This is a genomic window from Coprococcus sp. AF102-57, from assembly GCF_027686195.1.
Taxonomy (GTDB): Bacteria; Bacillota; Clostridia; order Lachnospirales; family Lachnospiraceae; genus Allocoprococcus; species Allocoprococcus comes.
In genome coordinates, this window is sequence record NZ_JAQCSY010000008.1 from 136217 (window position 1) to 156907 (window position 20691).

Genomic DNA, 20691 nt, shown 5'->3' on the forward strand with positions numbered 1-20691 from the left:
AGGATAAAAATGGATGATTTAAAATCGTTTACCTATGTTTTAGCGGTTGCAGAGTGCAAAAGTATTTCAAAAGCTGCTGAACTTTTATATATTTCGCAGCCATCACTCAGCAGATTTATATCCAGTCTGGAACAGGAACTGGGAATTTTACTTTTCGAGCGGAAATCGAATGGAATCAATCTGACAGAGGCTGGAGAAATCTATGTTGCGTATGGAAAAGAAATCAAACGTTTGAACAGCACAATGGAGCATGAATTAAAGGAACTACAATTATCTGAAGAACAGGAAATACATGTATGCATGTCTCTAAATGCCAGTCTTTTGCTGGCAATGGAAGTTCAGGAGAAGATCAGTAAAAAATACATCGGGTGTAAAGTAACATTTTCAAATGTTATGGCTAAGGAAATCCTGACAGGCTTAAAAAACAGGACCTATGACTTGGCAATAGGTCCGGATCTGAGTGAAAAGGATTCTTCTATCGTATTTGATTTTATTGTAGAAGATTATATGTTACTTGCAGTTCCAAAGAAGTATATGATGCTTCAGAAAGCAGAAAAAAGAGAAGGTGAAAAATATCCATGGATGGATATTTCGATGATGCCGAATGAGTTTATTATCCAGGACAATTCCTGTTATGTCAGACAAGAGATCAATCAGATATTTGAAGAATATGGAAAAGAATTGAAGCCAAAGATGATCGTAAACAGTTCGATGCTTGCAATGCAGACCTTGGAGCGAGAAATGGGATTCTGTTTTATATCAGAAGTATTTCTTCCATACATAACAAATACAAAAGATATTGATTTTTTTTGCATTGGAAAAAACAAGGTAAAAAAGACGAAAACAGGTATTATATATTTGAAAAATAAAATCCTTTCCAGACAGGAAAAATACTGTATATCTGTTTTGAAAAAGAAAATAAGAAATGGAGAAATAGGGGCATAGTATGAAGCTATACCCCTATTTTCTTTTGGCATTGGTGAAAACAGTAACAGACAATTATAATAAGATTAACGTGATGAGCCGGTAAACATCATATAAGAGAAGAATGAGAGTTTTTGGAAAAGCGCACTCCGAAAAAGCTTATTGTATATGGATACGGAGGAAAAGAAAGATGAGTATGGCTACAATAGGAGCGATTCTGACATTAATAGTTTTCGTTGCAGTTCTTGCAACGCCAAAATTACCAAACTGGTTTTGTTTTTTGATCATGGCACCGATCGTTGTATTTACAGGAACAATGGATGCAGACGGAGTATATGCCGTGTTAAGCAGTTCAAGTTTTCATCTGATGGCAATTATATGTATGTTTTCAGGAATGATTGCTGCAACAGGGCTTGATATCGTAATGGGAAATGCTTTAGATAAATTAACCGGTAATGTAAGTGGAAAGAAAAAAGAAATGTTAATTTTTGCAATTCTTTATCTTGCATCAGGACTGGTATCATTTGTTCTGCAGAACAGTTATGTTGCAATGGCATTTTTGCCGGTGATTTTCAGTATAGCTAAGAAAAATAAGATCAGTCATTCAAAAATGATTTTGTTTGTAATTTATGCAAGTACTTTAGGTGGTGCTTGTACCCTGATTGGAACACCGACAAATATTTATGCAAATACAGCACTTGAAGAAGCTGGACTTTCTCTTTTTGGCATGTTTGATTTTGCCTGGGTAGGTATTCCGATTTTTATCCTGGGTGGAATCTATATGATCGTGATGAACCGCTGGTGCCCGTCTTATGAGGAAACAGTGCCAAGCAATTCAGAGATAGAGGCAGCTACAGAAATTACACCTGAGATGAAAAAGAAACAGATGGTTGTAGGAATCAGTTTCCTGTTATTTGTACTTGCTCTGATTCTGGATTCGCTTACAGATATTACAGTGAACCCGAATTTTATCGGATATGCACTGATCGCGGTTTCGGTTCTTACAACTGTTGTAAAACCAAAAGAAGTAATCACTTCATTCGGTGTTGATATGGTACTTTTCTGTGCAGGTATCAATTTGATCATTGCAGTTATGAAGAACAGTGGACTTGGGGAAGTGTTTGGAGCTGTTGTGCTGAGTATTCTTGGAGATACGAAAAATCTGTATCTGATCACAGCAGTATTGTTCCTTGGATCGGCAATTGCAACACAGTTTATGAACAATATGGCAACCGCAGGAGTACTTGCCCCGATTGGGATCTCTATTGCAGAATCAATGGGAGCAAACCCACAGGCAATTGTTCTTGCAATTGCAATCGGAGCAGGATGCTCTTTCCTGACACCGATCGCATCAGGAACAAATCAGACATTAATGATCTTTACAAACTTAAAATTTACTGACTTTGCAAAATTTGGATGGCCATTGGTTATTATCAGTTTTATATGCTGTGTAGGAATTCTTCCATTGGTATTCCCGTTCTTTTAAAAGACAGAAAAGAGTTATGTATAACAAAGGGGGCAAAATTTTGTCCCCCGTTTCCAGTTTAAAATAAAGTTAGATGAGGTGGCAGCATGAACAAAGAATTAACCTATTCAACTCCGGAAGAGGAAGGCGTATCATCAGAATATATTATTAATTTTCTGAACGAGATGGAAAAAAGAGAAGCAGAGATCCATGGAATCATGATCTTGAGAAACAATAAAGTTATATTTGAAGCATATAATGAACCGTATCGGAAGGAAATCCCACATATTGTCCATTCTTTTACAAAATGTTTTACAAATACAGCGGCGGGAATTGCATATACAAAAGGACTCATAAAGCTGGAGGATAAGGTACTTGATTATTTTCCGGAATATCGTGAGGCAGCAAATGAGTATCTTCAGAAGCTTACGATACGGAATTTACTTACGATGCGCAATGGACAGGAAAGAAGTATAGGTGGAAATGAATGGAGACCATTAAAAACCAGCTGGCTGGATGCATATTTTAAAGTACCGTTTGTAAAAGAGCCGGGAAGTGAATTTATGTATTCAAGTGGGAATTCTTATATTACGTCAGCGATCGTACAGCGTATTACAGGAAAAACATGCCATCAATTGATCGAAGAAGAACTGGCACCGTACATTGGTCTGGAGAAGTTTAGCTGGGGAGAAAGTCCGGAAGGAATCTGTTCAGGTGGAAATGGTGTGAGCATTACGGTAGAAGGAATGGCCAGACTTGGGTTACTTTATCTGAATCAAGGAAAATGGGGAGAAAAACAATTATTAAGTGCTGATTGGGTGAATCTTGCACTCGGTAAAAAAGATCCACAACCAAGGAAAGCAGGAGAAAAAGATTATAATTTTCACTGGACACATACGGGTGATATCTGGTGTGCAGATGGAATGTTTGGGCAGACCTGTGCGATTGTTCCGGAACAAAATATGGTAATTGCTATTACTGCGGCAGACAGTAATTACCTGGAGACGGAACTGATTCAAAAAGAGATTTTGGATCCGATGAAAGAAGAAAGAAATTTCGCTGAAAAGATGTGGAATGTATTAAAAAATAAAGGTCTCAGAATGTCTCTGGAAAATAAAAACAGATCTGTCAGTAACAAAATGGTTTCAGGAAATCGGAAAATAGAAATGGAACCTTTTGAGAATGAAGATAGAATAGAAAAAACAGGTCTGGAATTTTTAGAAGATAAAGTAATATTCTGGATGAAAGATAACAGAGGAACACATTTTGTAGAAGCAGGACTGGACTGTTGGATTCATGGGGAAACCTCTATGACAGGTGGATATCTGCACCATCAGTATGAGATGGATGAAATGAAAATTGCTGCATGTGCTTACTGGAAATCAGAAAATGTGTTGATGATGGAATGGCGCTATCCGGAGATGGCTTTTTTTGATCATGTGTCTTTTGAATGGAAAGAAGACAGGGTATATATGAAACGCTGGGTGAATATGAATTCACAGGCACTGGAAAGACCAGTTGTAACAGCAAAAATATGCGAATCTTAACAATTATTAAGAAAACCATAGGTGTTCCTGTAAGGTAAGAGCCCTATGATAAACACAACGAAGCAAATACTAATGCAAATGGATGTTAAGGAGGAAGCACGAATGGAAATCAAGAAACCTGCAATTGCAGGAACATTAGAATCCAGTGACTGCCAGGTAACAGTAGAAGCCGGAGAAGGAAAAGTTGATTTTTCACTAGAAAGCGCAGTGATCAATCAGTATGGAAACCAGATTAAGAAAGTAGCTTATGAAACACTGGAAAATCTGGGAATCGATAATGTAAAGCTTACAATCGTAGATAAAGGAGCCCTTGACTGTACGATCAAAGCAAGAATCGAAGCAGCTGTTTACCGTTCGGTAGGACAGATTGAAGATTTACCGTGGGGAGGTGCGATCAGATAATGAATCCGAATAAAAAAAGACTTAGAAGAACTATGATGTTTTTAAATGCACAGAAACCGGGACTGATCAAAGATCCTTATATTTACAAACCGGATTCCATCATGCTTGATCTGGAAGATGCTGTTGCAGAGAACCAGAAAGACGCAGCCAGATTTTCTCTTTATCATGCACTTAAGACCATTAACTATAGAGGATGCGAACGGGTAGTCAGAATCAACGGACTGGATACACCTTACTGGAAAGAAGATATCCGCTGTGCAGTTGCAGGTGGATGCGATGCAATCCGTATTCCAAAGACAGAATCCGCACAGGATGTAAAAGTGGTAGAAGCAGAAGTTGTTCAGGCTGAAAAAGATTTTGGACGCGAAGAAGGAAGTGTCCTGATCATGGCAGCGATCGAGTCTGCACGTGGTGTAATGCGTGCGCTTGATATCTGCGAATCTTCAGAAAGACTTTTTGGTATCGCCCTTTCCGGTGGAGATTACACCAAAGACCTTCAGACACACATCACCGGAACCGGAATCGAGCTCATGGGAGCAAGACAGAACATGGTGATCGCAGCAAGAGCAGCTGGTGTACAGTGCTTTGATACAGTATACACAGATCTGGATGATATGGATGGCTTCCGTCAGGATGTTGAAAATATCCACCTGATGGGATTCGACGGAAAATCAATCATCAACCCAAGACAGATCAACATTGTTCATGAAATCTTTACACCAAAACAGAAAGACATCATTTTTGCAGAAAAAGTTGTCCGTGAAATTGATACAAAGAAAGCACAGGGAATCGGTGTATTTACAGTAGACGGTAAGATGATCGATATCGCTTTCTATGACGGAGCAAAGAGAACAATCGAGCTTGCAAAAGCTTCAGGTGTGTATAAGGGGGATTTATAAGATGATTAACGCAGTAGGTAGAGATATCCCGGAAGAGATTTTAAAAGCAACTGGTAAAGAAGTATTTCAGGGTGTTCATCATTTTGACGGACATGTTTATAAAAAACATGGACCGGAAGTCGAATGTGTGATCAATTCCAACGGAAGCAAGATGGTAGACAGCATCCATGATGTCCTTGTAAAATGTGGAATCAAAGACGGTATGACAGTCAGCTTCCATCATCATTTCCGTGAAGGGGATTACGTTGTAAATATGGTAATGAAAGAGATCCATGATATGGGGATCAAAGACATTACGATTTGCGCAAGTTCCCTTGGAAAAGCACATGATCCTCTGGTAGAGTATATTGAAGACGGAACCATTACAAATATCCAGTCATCCGGTGTGCGTGGAAAGATCGGAGAAGCTATTTCCAATGGTAAATTAAAAGGTCTTGCGATCATGCGTTCCCACGGCGGACGTGTACGTGCCCTGGTAACAGGTGAGACACAGATCGATATCGCATTTATCGGAACTCCTACTTGTGATGAGTACGGTAACTGCCGTGGTATTGGGGGAAAATCTGACTGTGGTGTACTTTCCTACGCAATGTCAGATGCTTTCCATGCAAACAAAGTCGTAGCAATCACAGACTGCATGGTTCCGTTCCCGAATTTTCCGGCACATATTTCAATGACAAAGGTAGACTATGTTGTAGAAGTAGACCAGATCGGTGATCCGAAGAAGATCGCAACAGGTGCAGCAAAACCGACCACAGATATGAGAAAGCTGATGATGGCTGATTACTGTACACAGTTCGTTGTAAATACACCGTATTTCAAAGATGGATTCTCTTATCAGACAGGTGTCGGCGGAGCTTCTATCGCATCTACTATTTCACTTGCAAAGGTAATGAAAGAAAGAAATATCCGCATGCGTTTTGGTGTGGGTGGTCTTACAAAGCCGATGTGTGACCTTCTGATCAACGGTCAGGTAGATGCACTTCTGGATACACAGGACTTTGACCTTGCAGCCGTAGAATCTGTAAAAGATCTGCATCATTTCCGGATCAGTGCAGGTGAGTATGCGAACCCGTTCAACAAGGGTGCAGTTGTCAATAAATTGGATTTCGTAATTCTTGCAGCTTTGGAAGTTGACGTACACTTCAACTGTAACGTTGTTGTAAATTCTAATGGTATGATCACAGGAGCGCAGGGTGGACATCCGGATACAGCAGCCGGAGCAAAATGTGCCATCGTTATCGCACCGCTTCTTCAGGGAAGAACACCGGCAATCTGTACAGACGTAACAACCGTCACAACACCGGGAGAAAGTGTAGACGTTGTCATCACAGATTATGGTATTGCAATCAATCCGAAGAGACAGGATCTGATCGAAGCAATGAAAGATGTAGACCTTCCGTTTAAGACCATCGAAGAATTACGTGATATCGCTTACTCTATCGCGGGGGAACCACAGAAGGTACAGTTTGGGGATCGTGTTGTCGGTGTCATTGAAAGCCGTGACGGTACCATCATGGATGTTGTCCGTCAGATCAAGCCGTTTGAATTTGATGATTAAATTCTGATCGGAAAACTTACAGGTTATTGGCAATTGGATATAAAAGGAGAACCGTATGGGAAAGAATCAGGCAGTAGAGAAAGCAGAATACTTTGCAGAATCGATTGGCTGGATGGCGTATCAGGCGCTGCTTGAGGAAGTCTATACGGTTCCCAAACCGGGGCTTGTAGATCCGTATTCCTGTGGTGCCCACACTGATATGGATGTGCAGACCTTTGAAAGAAGTGCAGAGGCGTTGTATCCGTGGTTTGTCAGAATGGCATACCAGGGATATCAGCTGACCTGTACGCCGGAAGATCTTTTCCGTGAAATCCGTAAGACCGGAATGCTTGCGGAGGAAGCCATGTATCGGGCAACCGGACATGTGAATACACATAAAGGGATGATCTTTACCCTTGGAATATTCAGTGCGGCAGCGGGAAGATGTATCCAGGAAGACGGAACGGTTACTTTGCAATCCATCCTTCGGATGGAGCAGAAGATGACTGCCAGGATCTTAAGAGCCGAAATTGAGATGTTGGGAAAGGAACCTGCGAAAAGTAACGGTGAGAAAAATCTCGTACAATACGGGACTACAGGGATTCGTGGGGAAGCGCTTGCCGGATACCCATCTGTTTTTCATATTGCGCTTCCGGTACTGGAGGATGGACTTTTGCGGGGAATGGAGTGGAACCGGATCAAATTACAGATCCTTTTTGCACTGATGAGCCGGGTGCAGGATTCCAATATTTTATCGAGAAAGAATCCGTCAGTACTCTATCAGGTACAGATGGAAGCGATGCAGTTTCTGGAGGAAGGCGGAGCCTACTCAGAAGATGCGTTAGACAAACTGATCCGCATGGATGCGGAGTATATAAAGCGTGGTATCAGCGCGGGTGGGTGTGCCGATCTACTTGCCACCTCACTGTTTCTTGCGATGCTGTGCAATAAAATTCCAAACGAGAACGGGGCAATCCTGAACCTCTTTCCAGTTGTAAAATAGAGCGTATAATAACTGAGAACGGGAATCAAATTTTCTGCCATGAATATGGACTGCACCAGACTGGTGAGGAATAAAAAAGATGACTTTTCACAAATGAGTGGGTGAAAAGTCATCTTTTTCATTAGGAGAAGATTCAGGATGGAGCCTCTTCTTGATGAAAAGGTCGTTTACGGAACAAAACGGTATCCCAGTCCGCGGATCGTCAGGATATACGCCGGATTCTGTCTGTCGTCCTCGATCTTACCACGAAGCCGGTTGATGTAGACCATGATTGCATTGTCATCAACGGCAACCGTATTGCCCCAGACATGCTCATAGATCATGTCCTTGGTGAAAACCTGCTGCGGATGCTTCATAAAGAGCAGAAGAAGTGCAGACTCCTTGGAAGAAAGGATAAGTTCTTCGCCATTTTTGTAAAAACGCATGGTTGTGGTATCATAGCTGAATGGACCGCATTCCAGAGTATCGGAATTGTCGAGTACCAGATTCTTGTTGCGGCGGATCAGTGCTTTTACTTTAGCACCAAGTACAAGCGGTCGGAACGGCTTGGTGATATAATCATCCGCTCCAAGTGAAAGCCCGTACAGAGAATCATAGTCTTCATTACGTCCGCTGACGATCATAACCGGAGTACTGATCCCCTGATTGCGAAGCCTTTTGATAACTTCAAACCCTTCCATATCTCCCAGCATGATATCCATAAGGATCAGGTCAAATGTATGATTTTTCAGGATGGACAGCGCATCCATGCCACAGTTTACTGTTGTTGTTTCCAGCTCATTGCTGTGCATTACTTTTTCCAGCAGCTTACAGATTGCCGGATCATCATCTACGATCAGTATTTTGTCAGCCATTGAGGCAACCTCCCAAAAGTAAAAATTTCAATAAATTCTATACAACTTATAAAAAACATTATAATATTAGAAAGAGAACAAGTCAATTGATAACAAACCGGGGACGAGAATATATGAAGAAAAACAAAAAGACACTGATTGCTGCGATTCCACTTTTTTTAATCGTAATTCTTGTATTTGCAGGATTTGGTGTCTGGAAAAAGTACAGAGATACTTTGATGCAGAACCAGGAGGAACAGATGCTCCTGACAACCAGAATCCTGAGTGAAAATATGGCGATGTCCACAGAGGAATATGAGGAAAGTTTAAGCTTTCTTGCAAAAACAGCAGAGAACAGACCGCAGGATGAGGCAAAACAACTATATCGGGAATTTATAGACACACAGACCAGTTTTATCACGAATCTGTACCTGGAAGACGAACAGGGAAAGCTTTCAGAGAGTGTCAAGGATGTACAGATTGTAAGTTCACAGCTGCTCACTCAAAGCTCGGCAAAGAATAGCATTTATATGGAAAAAGATACAGGTGGGAAAATCTATAATGTATATAAGCGTGTTTTGAAGGATGGGAGAAAGATCTGTCTGATGATCGATGCGGAAAAATATTATCAGAAACTGATTTCGGGAATTCACATCGGAACGAATGGATACATTGTTGTCAAAGATGCAGAAGGAACGATCATCATGCATCCGAAGAAAGAACAATGGGGAATTCCGGTTATTGCAGGAAGGAAGAAAATGTATCCGGATCTGGATTACTCCAGTCTGGAGAAGATGATTGAGGATCAGAAGAAGAGAAAAGAAGGTATTTCTCATTATTATTCGTATTGGTGGACAAATGAAAAACGTCCGAGAGTACAGAAAATCAGTGCATATTCTCCGGTTCAGATCGGAGACAGCTTCTGGGTAGTCAGTGCGGTGATCGACTACGATGATCTGTACGAACCGATAGCTGAAGGTTTCTTGAAAATGGTATGTATTTTTGTTGGTATTTTGTTGGCTGCCGGTATTGCGGTTGTCTTATTTGGCAGAGTGATGCGTGATATGAGAAGAGCTGTGCGGGAGATCAATGATCTGAAAGAACTGAATGAGCAGTTGGAAAAAATGCATCGGAGCGAGCAGAGTATCGCACATCAGCAAAGACTTCAGATCATGGGAACTATGACAGGTGGTATCGCACATGAATTCAATAATTTTCTGACTCCGATCATGGGATATGCAGAGCTTCTGATGATGGAACTTCCGGAAGGATCAGAAGAACAGGACAGTGCAAAAGAAATTTATGAGGCTTCGGAAAAAGCAAAGGATGTAGTGCGCCAGATTTCGTCCCTGAGTCGAAAGAATGTAGAGACCGTTTATAAAAATATTTCGATAAAGAAATTCATGACGCGTGCAGAAAGGATGATGGAATCTGTCTGTACGCCTCTGATCCATATGGAAAGTGAGTTTTGTGTAGATGATGAAATGATCCTTGGAAATGCGACACAGCTGAACCAGGTGCTTTTAAATGTCTGCGTTAATGCGGTGCATGCGATTGGAAAAAATCAAGGAAATATCAGAATATCCTGCCATTCAGAAGAAAAAGAAAAACTGGCTCAGGGAGTGATTGAAAAGCTTTCGGATGTATGGAAAAAATATATCCATATCCAGGTGAAAGATAATGGGTGTGGAATGGATAAAGAGACGCTGCGTCAGATTTTTGATCCATTTTTTACAACGAAAAAAGGGGGAGAGGGTACCGGACTTGGACTGGCACTTGCGGAGCAGATTATTACTTCACATAAGGGATATATTTATGCAGAGAGCAAAAAAGGAGAAGGAAGTACCTTTCATATCTACCTTCCGGTACTGGATACAGAGCATATGCCACAGATTGTGCAGAATATTCCCAGAAAGGATTATCGGATCGTGGTGGCAGATGACAATGCAAAGGTATTGCAGCTGCTGAAAAAGAATTTTGAGAAGATCGGGATCCAGATTCAGACCTGTATGAAAAGAGAAGAACTGCAAAAATGTCTGGAACAGCAGGAGGCAGATGTACTGGTAGTAGACGAGACGATGGAGGATTGCAGTGGAGTGGATTTCTGTATGTCGCTTGCAGGCAGATATCCGGACATGCTGAAGCTTATTATTATTGATGGAGTCAGCCGTGAGGTGGCAGAGGCCCGGCAGAAAGGAATCATTGACGGATATGTAGAAAAACCGGTATCGGATACCGCAATTCTCGAGGCAATTCGGAATCGTGCCAACCAGCCGGTATAAGAAAAAAGACGCAGATATCTGTAAGGTGTAAGATAAGACAAACCCAACCTTAATACTTTTAAAGATTTACCTTAACAAAATGTAAGGAGGAATCTGTAAGAGTGTAAGGTTGGGTTTTTATAATGGAATCATCAAATAAATGGTACGAAAAAGTACCCGTACAAAAGGAAGGAGAAAATGCCATGAGTGAAGCAATGCTTGCCTTATTGGGATTTGCAACCATCATTATTGTGATTGCGTTGCTCTTAAGAAATGTAACGGTACCGGCTCTTGCATTTGTCAGTGTATCCACTGTAACAGGTGCAATCCTTGTAGCAACCGGAACATTTACGATTGAAGAAATGGGGGAATTTGTAACAGCCGGTGTAGCAGGAGTACATGGTACTGCAGCGCTGTTTATCTTCTCTGTACTTTTCTTTGGAATTATGACAGATGTAGGAATGTTCGACAAGATCATCAATGCATTGATGAAGAAAGTCGGAAGTAATGTAGTCGGTGTTGCCATGATGACCTGTATCATTGCTATGATCGGACATCTGGATGGAGGCGGTGCCTCTACATTCCTGATCACAATTCCGGCAATGCTCCCGGTTTACAAACGTCTGAATATGAGACCGACAACTCTGATGCTCATCTGTGTATCTGCAATGGGTGTAATGAATCTTCTGCCATGGGGCGGACCGACAATGCGTGCGGCTACTGTCCTTGGAATTGAACCAAATGCACTGTGGAAACAGATCATTCCAATGCAGGTTGTAGGTATTTTTATTGCACTTGGAACAGCATTTATCTGGGGAAATATCGAAAAGAAGAGAGGTGCAGGCACTTCTTCAGCAGAAAAGATCGAGTATGGCGGAATTGAAGATGAAGCCGTAACAGATGATGAAAAGAATGAGCTTGCAAGACCGAAACTCTTTGTATTCAATGTAATCGTAACACTGGTAGTGATCGTAAACCTGGTTCTTGCAAAGGTACCGTCTTACTATATCTTTATGGTAGGATGTGCAGTAGCACTTTTTGTAAACTACCCGGGTGCAAAAATGCAGGGTAAGATCATTAAATCTCATGCAGGACCGGCACTTACCATGGCATCTACGATTCTTTGTGCAGGTGTATTTCTTGGAGTGATGCAACAAACAGAGATCATGACTCATATGGCTAATGTACTTGCAAATGTAGTTCCACAGTCTATGGGAAGATTTTTACCGCTTATCGTAGGTCTGGTATCTGTACCGCTTACACTGATGTTTGATACCGATTCCTTCTTCTTCGGAATGCTTCCGGTACTGATTGGAATTGGAAATGAATTTGGTGTAAATCCGGCACATATCGCCATTGCAATGGTTGTATGCCGTAACTGTGCAACCTTTATCAGCCCGGTTGTACCGGCTACATTCCTTGGAACCGGACTTGCCGGTGTAGAGATCAAAGACCATATCAAGAACAGTTTCTTCTGGATCTGGGGCGTAAGTATTATCTGTCTGATCTCAGGTATAATTCTTGGAGTTATCAAATTCTAGTTAGATAAATAAAAAGATCCTGTATTTCATGTGATTTGTACATGGAGTACGGGATTTTTTGGATATGCATATAAAATGGTCTGATGATTGAAATGCAACGAAAGTGCTCGAAAATGTTATGCAGGGTATAAGATTTCAGGAAAATGTGATAGAGTTATTTTACTTCGATTTAGTTCTAAAATCGAAAAAGTATCTAATTAACCATAATCAGAAGGTATCTCATTTTCGGTGCTCAATTTTCGAGTAAACTCCCGACAATGAACAAAGCAAAAGAAAATATAGAAGTATGGGAGTTTGCCTTTACAAAGGATGACAGTATGTTAAAATATTTATAGTAGAAAAGTCAGATTTTCCTTTCTATATTTTTACAATGCAGAAAGGGGAATCATATGACAGAAGAAAAGAAACAATTAACAGAAAATCAGGATAGCTTTATAATGCATCCAACGGTAGATTTCTGCTTCAAAGAATTAATGGAGAATGCAAAAGTAAGACAGGGATTGATTGCGGCAATTCTAAAGAAAGATCCAGAAGAAATTCAGAAAACAAAGTTGATGCCAACAATTTTAAGGAAAGAATATCCGGAAGATAAATACGGGATTCTGGATGTAAGAGTTCTCTTGAAAAATGGAGAGCAGATGGATTTGGAAATGCAGGTGGTGCCATTTGAATTCTGGTTTCAGAGGAGCTTTTATTATCTGTCAAAGATGGTAACGGATCAAATGAAAACAGGGGATACTTATGATAGAATTAAACCGTGCATTCATGTTGGAATTTTGGACTTTAATTTCTTTGAAAATGATACCAAATGTTATCATGCGGGAATGTTCTGTGATAAAGAGACTGGAGAAGTGCTGACGGACTTGCTGCAGATTCATATTCTGGAATTGAAAAAGTTGCCACCGGAAAGTCAGAATGAAACTGGGATCATCCAGTGGATGCGATTTATGAGCGGAAAGAACAGAAAGGATTTTGCAAAGATGGCAGAGCAAAATGAATATATTAAAGAAGCTTATGAATGTCTGGAGAAGATGAGTGCAGATGAAAGAAAAAGAAGAGAATACGAAGAAAGACAAAAAATTTTGTGGGATCATAATTCGTTTATGAAAAGTGCAAAAATAATTGGGATGCGAGAAGGACGTGAAGAAGGACGTGAGGAAGGACGTAAAGAAGGACGTAAAGAAGGGTACAGGGAAGCATTAGTTTCAATTGTTATAAAAAAATTGCAAAAAGGGATGTCAGCAGAGGAAATTGCAGATTTTCTGGAAGAGGATGTCTTGACGATACAGAGAATCTATGATATTGCCAATACCTATGCACCGGAATATGATATAGAAAAAATAGTACAAAAGTTGGGAAACACATCGGGAATGAAACAAAAGTAAGAAAAGAGTAAGTCAAATCAGATAGATGAGTGATTTGACTTACTCTTTTTTCGCATGTAATTAGTTGTTGTTCACTTATAAAGTAAAAACACCATATGAGGATGCCCTAAGGCATATGCCTTAGTATGAGGAATGTTTTACTTCAAAATTTTCCGCAAAATACAAGTAATAATTCCCACCACGCAGAATGGAAAATATGCCGGGTAAAGGGAACCAAATACCAGGATACCGCCTCTGATACCGGTCAGCAACTGAACATCAGCAGGAATTGCAGCTGCGGCTAGACTGAAGAGGTAGGACAGAACATATACCAGGACAAAATAAGTAAGTCCGCGTCCGGTTCCGTGTCGGATGCCACTTAATGTGAAAAAGAACGTAGACAGCATCCAGATCAGCATAACCGCTCCGACAGTCAGATAAGCAATCAGAGTAAGATCTGGATTGGATGTCAGTGTATTGATATCTCCATAATCAGACAGCTGATTCCAGAATGAAAAAAAGGTAATCGCCAGGATGATGGCGGACATCAGAACCGGTGCCGGGCGAAGGATGAAAGTGGTCAGTTTCTCAGCGGCAGTACTTCCGGTGCGGGCAATATTCCGGATTGGAGCAGCCAGTTCTTCGGAAGAGGAATCGGGACGTCTGCGGGAATTTCTCCGTTCTGTCCGTCTGGCTGGTCTTTGGCGGTCATAATAAGAATCCTCTTCTTCATAATCATCGTCATAATCAGGAGCAAGCCTGTCTGTTTCATCGTAGTAGTCGTCAGTTTCATAATCGTTAAGGTAGTCTGTGTCGTCATAACGGTCGTCATAATCATCCTGCCCCACAGGGATCGACGGGAGATCGCCTGTATAAGTTACTTCAAAGTTGTCATCAAAATAGTCGTCTATATTTTTTTTATTATTCATAAAACAAATACACCCTCCTTGTGCATAAGTGTATGGTAACTGTTTTGACAGTCTGTGTCAAATAAATAATGAGATGATTGTGAAATCTGAAAAATTGAAAATGGGTTAATGTAGCAAAGATGGAAAGAGAAAGAGTGGTAGGGGACATCATTCTATGGTAGAATAAATCTGTATGAAAAAATAAATGAGGACAGAAAAATATGGCAATCAATATAGCAACAAAAGCAATCCTGAAAATCCTGTCTTTTGGAGGGATTGATGTAGAAGTATCAAGGCAGCTTGCGGATCTGAAAAGACTGGATCCGATGAAAATTTTTTATAAAAAAATGGATCTGCAGGTATATAACGGAGATTATGAAGTTCCGATCCGGGTATTTTTCCCGGATGAAGCATCGTGTCTGGAAAAAGATCAGATCAAGGGACGAAAGATCATGCTTTTCCTTCACGGAGGAGGATGGGCGACTGAGCATGTGGAAAATTATGAGAGAGTATGTTGCCGGATGGCACAGGCGACGGGGCAGACTGTAGCAGCAGTAGAATACCGCCTGGCGCCGGAGCACAAGTTCCCGACCGGGCTTATGGACTGTTATGCCGTGGCAAGAGCATTGTATACGCATCCGGATACAAAGCCGGAGGATATTACTCTGATTGGAGACAGTGCAGGTGGCAATCTGGTAGCTGCATTGTCCATTATGGCACGGGACCGTGGCGAATTTATGCCAAAGAGACAAATTCTGATCTATCCGGCAGTCAATAATGATTATTCAGAGAAGAGTCTGTTCTCTTCTGTAAGGGAGAACGGGCAGGATTATCTTCTGACGGCAGGCAAATTAAAAGATTATATCAATCTTTATGCAGGTTCGGAAGAGGACAAGTTAAATCCATATTTTGCACCGATTCTGGAGAAAGATCTGTCAGGACAGCCGGATACACTGATCCTGACGTCAGAATTTGATCCGCTCCGGGATGAGGGAGAAGCGTATGGAAGACGTCTTGCAGAGGCAGGTAACCGGGTGGAAGTACACCGGATCAAGGATGCACTTCACGGATATTTTGCACTGGGAATCCGGAGTCTGCATGTACAGGAAAGTTTTGAATATATCAATCATTTTCTGGAGGGGGAATAGAAAATGCCGCAGACAAATGTAAAGCACTGGAGAAGGCTGGACAATGCAGCGAAGCTTTTTCCGGCGGCGAGCAGTAAAAGGGATACCCGTGTATTCCGGTTCTACTGCGAATTGAAAGAGGATATACAGCAGGAGATCCTGCAGAAGGCGGTAGACAGGACACTGGAAAAATATCCGATCTTTCTGTCCGTGCTGCGAAAGGGACTGTTCTGGCATTATCTGGAACAGAGTAATAAAAGACCGGTTGTAAGAGAGGAGTATAAGGAGCCGTGCAGTAGCCTTTATATCCGTGATAAGAGAGATCTGCTTTTTGAAGTGACTTATTACAAAAAGAGAATCAATTTTGAGGTCTTTCATGTGCTGACGGACGGAACCGGTGCCAGTGAATTTGTACGGGAGCTGGTGAAAAATTATCTGTATCTGGCACATCATGAAGATGGACTGGAGGATGTGGTTCTGTCAGAGTATTCGGAGAGCCTTTTCGATCAGGAAGCAGATGGATTTGAAAGATATTATTCCCGCCAGGCAGACCGCAAAAAGGAGAAAAAACCGGCAGCGCATCAGCTTCGCGGAAACCGGCGTGAGCTTGGAAGCCTGCAGACGACAGAGGCAGAGATTCCGGTCGAAGAACTGAGGAATCAGGCAAAGACTTATGGTGTATCGATGACGGTATTTCTGACTGCGGTATATCTGTGTGCGATTCACCGGACAATGACAAGACGGCAGGAAAGCAAGCCGGTTGTACTGATGGTTCCGGTAAATCTGCGTAATTTCTTTCCGACCAATACAATGCTCAATTTCTTCAACTGGATCGAACCGGGATATCATTTTCAGGGTGGAAAAGAAGAGTTCACAGATGTTGTGCAAAAAGTAAATGCATGCTTTAAAGAAGAATTGACAGCGGAAAAGATGGAGAAGCGGATGAACGATTACTTCGCCTTGCAGGTGCATCCAATCCTGAAATTTGCGCCGCTGGAACTGAAAAATGTCTGTATCAATATCGGGGCAAGGACGGCAGAAAGTGATGTGACCGCTATTTTTTCCAACATGGGAATCATCCGGATGCCGGAAAGCTATGAGACGTATATCAGGTATTTTGGCGTTTATACAAGTACGCCGAAAGTAGAGCTTTGTATGTGTTCCTTCCGGGATAAGATTTATCTGGGATTTACGTCCAGATATGACTGTGATGCAATCAAAGAGAATTTTTTCCAGATTCTGAAAGAACAGGAAGTGAAAACGGAGATTCTTAAGGTGGAATATCCGGAAAGCGTCATGACAGAAGCGAAGGGGATGCAGATATTCAAAATATTTACATTCCTTTGCATGATCGCTATCGTAACGGCACTTGGCGTGGATTATAGTATTGATAAGACATTTTATTTATCGCTATTCGTTTGTGGAGGTGCATTCAGCATGTGGCTTGCGCTTGCGGTTGGATTTTTTAAACGTTATAATCTGCTGAAAAATGCCATGTGGCAGCTGATCATTGTAACAGTAGGCTGTATCATCTGGGACTGGCTGACCAGGTGGCATGGCTGGTCGATCGATTTTGTTCTTCCGGGAGTAAGTGGTCTGATTATGATTTCGATGCTGATCATATCGAGGGTGTATTATCGCCAGGCGAAGGATTATCTGGTATATTTTGTGATGGCAGCACTTTATGGAATGATCCTACCGTTTTTATTTCTGGTGACAGGAAAGGTAAAGATTGTATTTCCGTCTGTAATTTCGATTGGGATGGGAGTGCTGATGCTGATCGGACTGGTGCTTTTCAAGGGAAAAGAAATGCGTCAGGAAATGGAAAAGAATTTACATGTATAAATCGGTGGTGCCGCAAAATTATCTGGATTGATGATTTTGCGGCACCATATTTTTTGCATTTAAATATCTGACGAGTGCGGTGATCTGGATCAGAAGTTCTTCCTGATGCTTTGCATCGAGTTCTTTAAATAAAGAAAGAACTTGGAATTCAAAACGAAGCAAAGAAACAGAAGGATCCGGTTCACCAATTTCCAAAGCTTCATCTGCAGAGATGCCATACAGATTGGCAAGGGTTGCGAAAGTGGAGAGATCCGGCTCGGCAACGTTATTCTCATAACCGGACAGAGATTTTCTGTGGATACCGGTCAATTCCATCACTTGTTTCTGGGTATATTCTTTATTCTCACGGGCGTTTTTCAGAATTTTACCAATATCTTTCATGAAAATGTTCCCCCCTTCAAACATAGTATAAGTTCATTATAAATGGTCAGAGCAGGAAAAAGCAATGACAATTTATTTTGATTTTTTATCGAGATAGTCTGCGAGAGATTGAAACTGAATCAAAAGCTCTTCCTGGTGGCTGGTGTCAAATTTTTGGAAAAGAGTAAGCATTTTTCGTTCGCAGCGCGAAAGGGAAAAATGCGAGGGGGGGGGTAGAAGTCTTAATTCCTAATACTTCATCCGCAGAAAGTTGATATAAGCGGAGTAATCTGGCAAATGTGTCAAGATCTGGTTCAGCTACACTGTTCTCATAGCCGGACAGAGTCTTGCGGTTGATACCGGTCAGTTCCATTACTTTCTTCTAAGTATAAAAATTATCTTCACGTGCTGTCCGGAGAATTTCTCCTATATGTTCCATGGGCGATCGTCCTTTCGAAGATTTCATATATAATAATAATATAAGTGAAGTGGTATGTACTATTGCTATTATATAAGAAATAGACGTTAAAAAGAGTAGAATTCTTAGAAAAAGTACTAATAAATCAAAAAGTCTTAAAATTAAAGATACACATGTGCTATCATATTCAAACTTTAATCTCTAAACTTTAATTTTTCCGCCTCTGATCTCTAACGAAATAGGAATTGTGAGACTTGCGGCGCCATATTTTTTGTATGCAAAAATCTGACAAGTGCGGTGATTTGAATCAGGAGTTCTTCCTGATGTTTGGGGTCAAGTTCTTTAAATAAAGAAAGAACCTGGAATTCACATTGAGGCAGAGAGTCGGAAGAAGCTTTTCCACCAATATCTAATACTTCATCGGCAGAAATACCATAGAGATTGGCAAGAGTCGCAAAGGTTGATAGATTTGGCTCGGCAACGTTGTTCTCTTAACCAGAAAGCGATTTCCTGTGGATGCCGGTTAATTCCATTACTTGTTTTGGGTATATTTTTTATTCTCACGGGCATATTTCAGAATCTTGCCAATGTCTTTCATGAAAACGGTTTCCTTTCAAATTTACTCCTTTCTTATTATAAAGCACAAAGATAAGAAGACGCAATTTTGAAAACTATGGTTTTTTATCGAATTATTTATAAAGAATTTGCCTATTAAAATACTGAAAAATAGGGGAAATAACATTAAAAACCCACTATTATAGTGAAAGTGTTAATAAAACATTTAATTGTTTTGAAAAAGAAAAGAAAAAAATAAAATGTTTTGAAAAAAGTATGTTAAAAAGACCAGGAAGTCCTAGAAAAAGAGATAATACTGTTGACTTCTTAAAAATTAAGACTTATAATAACCAAGATAGGATACGTATGCAAAAAAGCATATAATTTTTTAAGATGAGAAAGAGAGGAAATTAGAGATGAAAAAGAGAAGAGTACTTCATCAGGCATGTGCGTTCTCTGTCGCAGTAATGCTCGTTGGAGTAAATGCTGTACCGGTTGTTGCGGCTGATAACAATAGTTCTGCTACAACTGTTGCTACAGATGAAAAAGCATTTAAAATTACAGTAACTTTCAATTACTGGGATTATGCAGTGGGTGCAGACGGACAACACTTTTTAACTAAAGAGATGACGAGCGGTGAGACTATCACGCCACCAACACTTACTGTTGAAGAGGGATATGAGTTCAAGGGATGGACAATTAATGATACGTTTTTTGATGCTACTGCCCAAATGAGTTATGAGGATATTGTAAGAGCTGCTGGTACTTCAGAGTTTGTAGCTATTCAAGCAGTTATTAAACCAGTAGAGATAAAGAAAACTGCTCATGTTGCTTTCAATGTTGATCCTGAAAAAGGAAAATTTACAGACCCGGCTGGAGCTAAAGTAGTAACTTATGATTTAGATGAAACTGACGGAAACGCGCATCCTATTCCGAAAGTGGAAGCAAAAGAAGGATATGAATTTACTGGATGGCATGTTACTGGAGCTAATGAAGCAGATTGGTCACCAGAGTCAGAAACATTTTATGTTTCAGGATTAGCATTCTATGAAAAAGACAAGAATGATGGATATGTGGCATTCGAGGCGACATTCAAAGAAAAAGAAGCTGCAGTAGAGAAAAAAGATGCTGAATTACGTGTACATTACGTTGATGTAAATTCAGACAATTATATTAAAGATAATATCCAGACCATTAAAAAGAATGGTAAAGTTGGAGAAAGCGCTGAGTTTACTGCAAAAGATCTTACAATTCCAAAAGGATACGAACTTGCAGATGATAAGTGGAGTACTTCTGTAGAATATGGTAAGGATGCAGATGTTAATGTTAATGTAAAAGCTAAAGAAGAACCAGCTGAAGAAAAAACAGTAGAAGTATATTTCAATATTGTTGATTCAGAAAAAGGATCATTCCCGGATTATGCACCATCAACAGTTGTTTCTTTCAAAGGTATTGCTGCAGACACAGACCAGCAGTTTGAAATTCCGGCAGTAAAAGCAAATGATGGATACAAGTTTACTGGATGGAAAGTTGAAGGCGCTGAAACACAGAATTGGGATGCAGATGCTAAAACATTTGGTGTGACAGGACTTGCACATTTCCCAGAAGGATCTAATGTTGGTTATGTAACAATTACACCTGAATTTGAAAAAGTTGAAGAAACACCGGCTGTAGCAGTAGCAAATGCAACAGTTGTAAT

The 20691-nt window shown here is 40.6% G+C and carries 17 protein-coding genes; 13 read left to right on the plus strand and 4 right to left on the minus strand.

Going from position 1 to position 20691, the window contains the following annotated elements; all coding sequences use genetic code 11:
* Positions 1-9: 9 nt before the first annotated feature.
* The 7 genes from PGZ10_RS07395 (at position 10) to citG (ending at position 7780) form a co-directional block, all read left to right on the plus strand.
* Entirely contained in the window at positions 10-945 is a 936-nt protein-coding gene (locus PGZ10_RS07395) for a LysR family transcriptional regulator (RefSeq protein WP_270541019.1), read from the plus strand.
* 169 nt (positions 946-1114) lie between these two features.
* Positions 1115-2410, plus strand: coding sequence for an SLC13 family permease (locus PGZ10_RS07400; protein WP_270541020.1), 1296 nt, complete (start codon positions 1115-1117; stop codon positions 2408-2410).
* 86 nt (positions 2411-2496) lie between these two features.
* Positions 2497-3936 (plus strand): serine hydrolase domain-containing protein, encoded by a 1440-nt coding sequence (locus PGZ10_RS07405; protein WP_270541021.1) that lies wholly within the window; start codon positions 2497-2499, stop codon positions 3934-3936.
* A 102-nt stretch (positions 3937-4038) separates the two neighbouring features.
* Positions 4039-4338, plus strand: a complete 300-nt coding sequence (gene citD / locus PGZ10_RS07410) for a citrate lyase acyl carrier protein (protein ID WP_044998939.1) — start codon at positions 4039-4041, stop codon at positions 4336-4338.
* Entirely contained in the window at positions 4338-5237 is a 900-nt protein-coding gene (locus PGZ10_RS07415) for an aldolase/citrate lyase family protein (protein ID WP_008371977.1), read from the plus strand. Before citD ends, PGZ10_RS07415 begins: the two co-directional genes overlap by 1 nt.
* A gap of 1 nt (position 5238) precedes the next feature.
* Complete coding sequence (gene citF, locus PGZ10_RS07420; RefSeq protein ID WP_270541022.1) at positions 5239-6798, plus strand: citrate lyase subunit alpha; 1560 nt, start codon at positions 5239-5241, stop codon at positions 6796-6798.
* A 55-nt stretch (positions 6799-6853) separates the two neighbouring features.
* Positions 6854-7780 (plus strand): triphosphoribosyl-dephospho-CoA synthase CitG, encoded by a 927-nt coding sequence (gene citG / locus PGZ10_RS07425; protein ID WP_270541023.1) that lies wholly within the window; start codon positions 6854-6856, stop codon positions 7778-7780.
* Between the two features lie 167 nt (positions 7781-7947).
* Here the strand turns inward: citG and PGZ10_RS07430 are convergent, their stop codons facing one another.
* Complete coding sequence (locus PGZ10_RS07430) at positions 7948-8634, minus strand: response regulator transcription factor (RefSeq protein ID WP_008371972.1); 687 nt, start codon at positions 8632-8634, stop codon at positions 7948-7950.
* A gap of 113 nt (positions 8635-8747) precedes the next feature.
* On the opposite strand from PGZ10_RS07430, the gene PGZ10_RS07435 reads away from it, so the two are divergent.
* The 3 genes from PGZ10_RS07435 to PGZ10_RS07445 all read left to right on the plus strand — a co-directional run bounded on the left by PGZ10_RS07435 (position 8748) and on the right by PGZ10_RS07445 (position 13800).
* Positions 8748-10895 carry an ATP-binding protein gene (locus tag PGZ10_RS07435; RefSeq protein ID WP_117822800.1) on the plus strand — a complete coding sequence of 716 codons (2148 nt, stop codon included), beginning with the start codon at positions 8748-8750 and terminating at the stop codon, positions 10893-10895.
* Positions 10896-11077: 182 nt separating this feature from the next.
* A complete protein-coding gene (locus PGZ10_RS07440) occupies positions 11078-12415 on the plus strand; it encodes a CitMHS family transporter (RefSeq protein ID WP_055157528.1) in 1338 nt (445 codons plus the stop codon).
* A 389-nt stretch (positions 12416-12804) separates the two neighbouring features.
* Positions 12805-13800 (plus strand): Rpn family recombination-promoting nuclease/putative transposase, encoded by a 996-nt coding sequence (locus PGZ10_RS07445; RefSeq protein WP_270541024.1) that lies wholly within the window; start codon positions 12805-12807, stop codon positions 13798-13800.
* Between the two features lie 137 nt (positions 13801-13937).
* Here PGZ10_RS07445 and PGZ10_RS07450 read toward each other — a convergent pair whose 3' ends face one another.
* A complete protein-coding gene (locus tag PGZ10_RS07450; RefSeq protein WP_117834450.1) occupies positions 13938-14708 on the minus strand; it encodes a hypothetical protein in 771 nt (256 codons plus the stop codon).
* A gap of 200 nt (positions 14709-14908) precedes the next feature.
* On the opposite strand from PGZ10_RS07450, the gene PGZ10_RS07455 reads away from it, so the two are divergent.
* On the plus strand, positions 14909-15835 hold the full coding sequence (locus PGZ10_RS07455) for an alpha/beta hydrolase (protein WP_270541025.1): 927 nt from the start codon (positions 14909-14911) through the stop codon (positions 15833-15835).
* 3 nt (positions 15836-15838) lie between these two features.
* On the plus strand, positions 15839-17659 hold the full coding sequence (locus PGZ10_RS07460) for a DUF6320 domain-containing protein (RefSeq protein WP_270541026.1): 1821 nt from the start codon (positions 15839-15841) through the stop codon (positions 17657-17659).
* An 18-nt stretch (positions 17660-17677) separates the two neighbouring features.
* On the opposite strand, the gene PGZ10_RS07465 is transcribed toward PGZ10_RS07460, so the two are convergent.
* Positions 17678-18040, minus strand: coding sequence for a helix-turn-helix domain-containing protein (locus PGZ10_RS07465; RefSeq protein WP_022220639.1), 363 nt, complete (start codon positions 18038-18040; stop codon positions 17678-17680).
* Between the two features lie 145 nt (positions 18041-18185).
* A complete protein-coding gene (locus PGZ10_RS16815) occupies positions 18186-18392 on the minus strand; it encodes a helix-turn-helix domain-containing protein (protein WP_334304120.1) in 207 nt (68 codons plus the stop codon).
* A 1016-nt stretch (positions 18393-19408) separates the two neighbouring features.
* Between PGZ10_RS16815 and PGZ10_RS07470 the strand changes: the two genes are divergently transcribed.
* Positions 19409-20691, plus strand: a 1283-nt coding sequence (locus tag PGZ10_RS07470; protein WP_270541027.1) for an InlB B-repeat-containing protein, incomplete at its 3' end; no start/stop codon positions are given.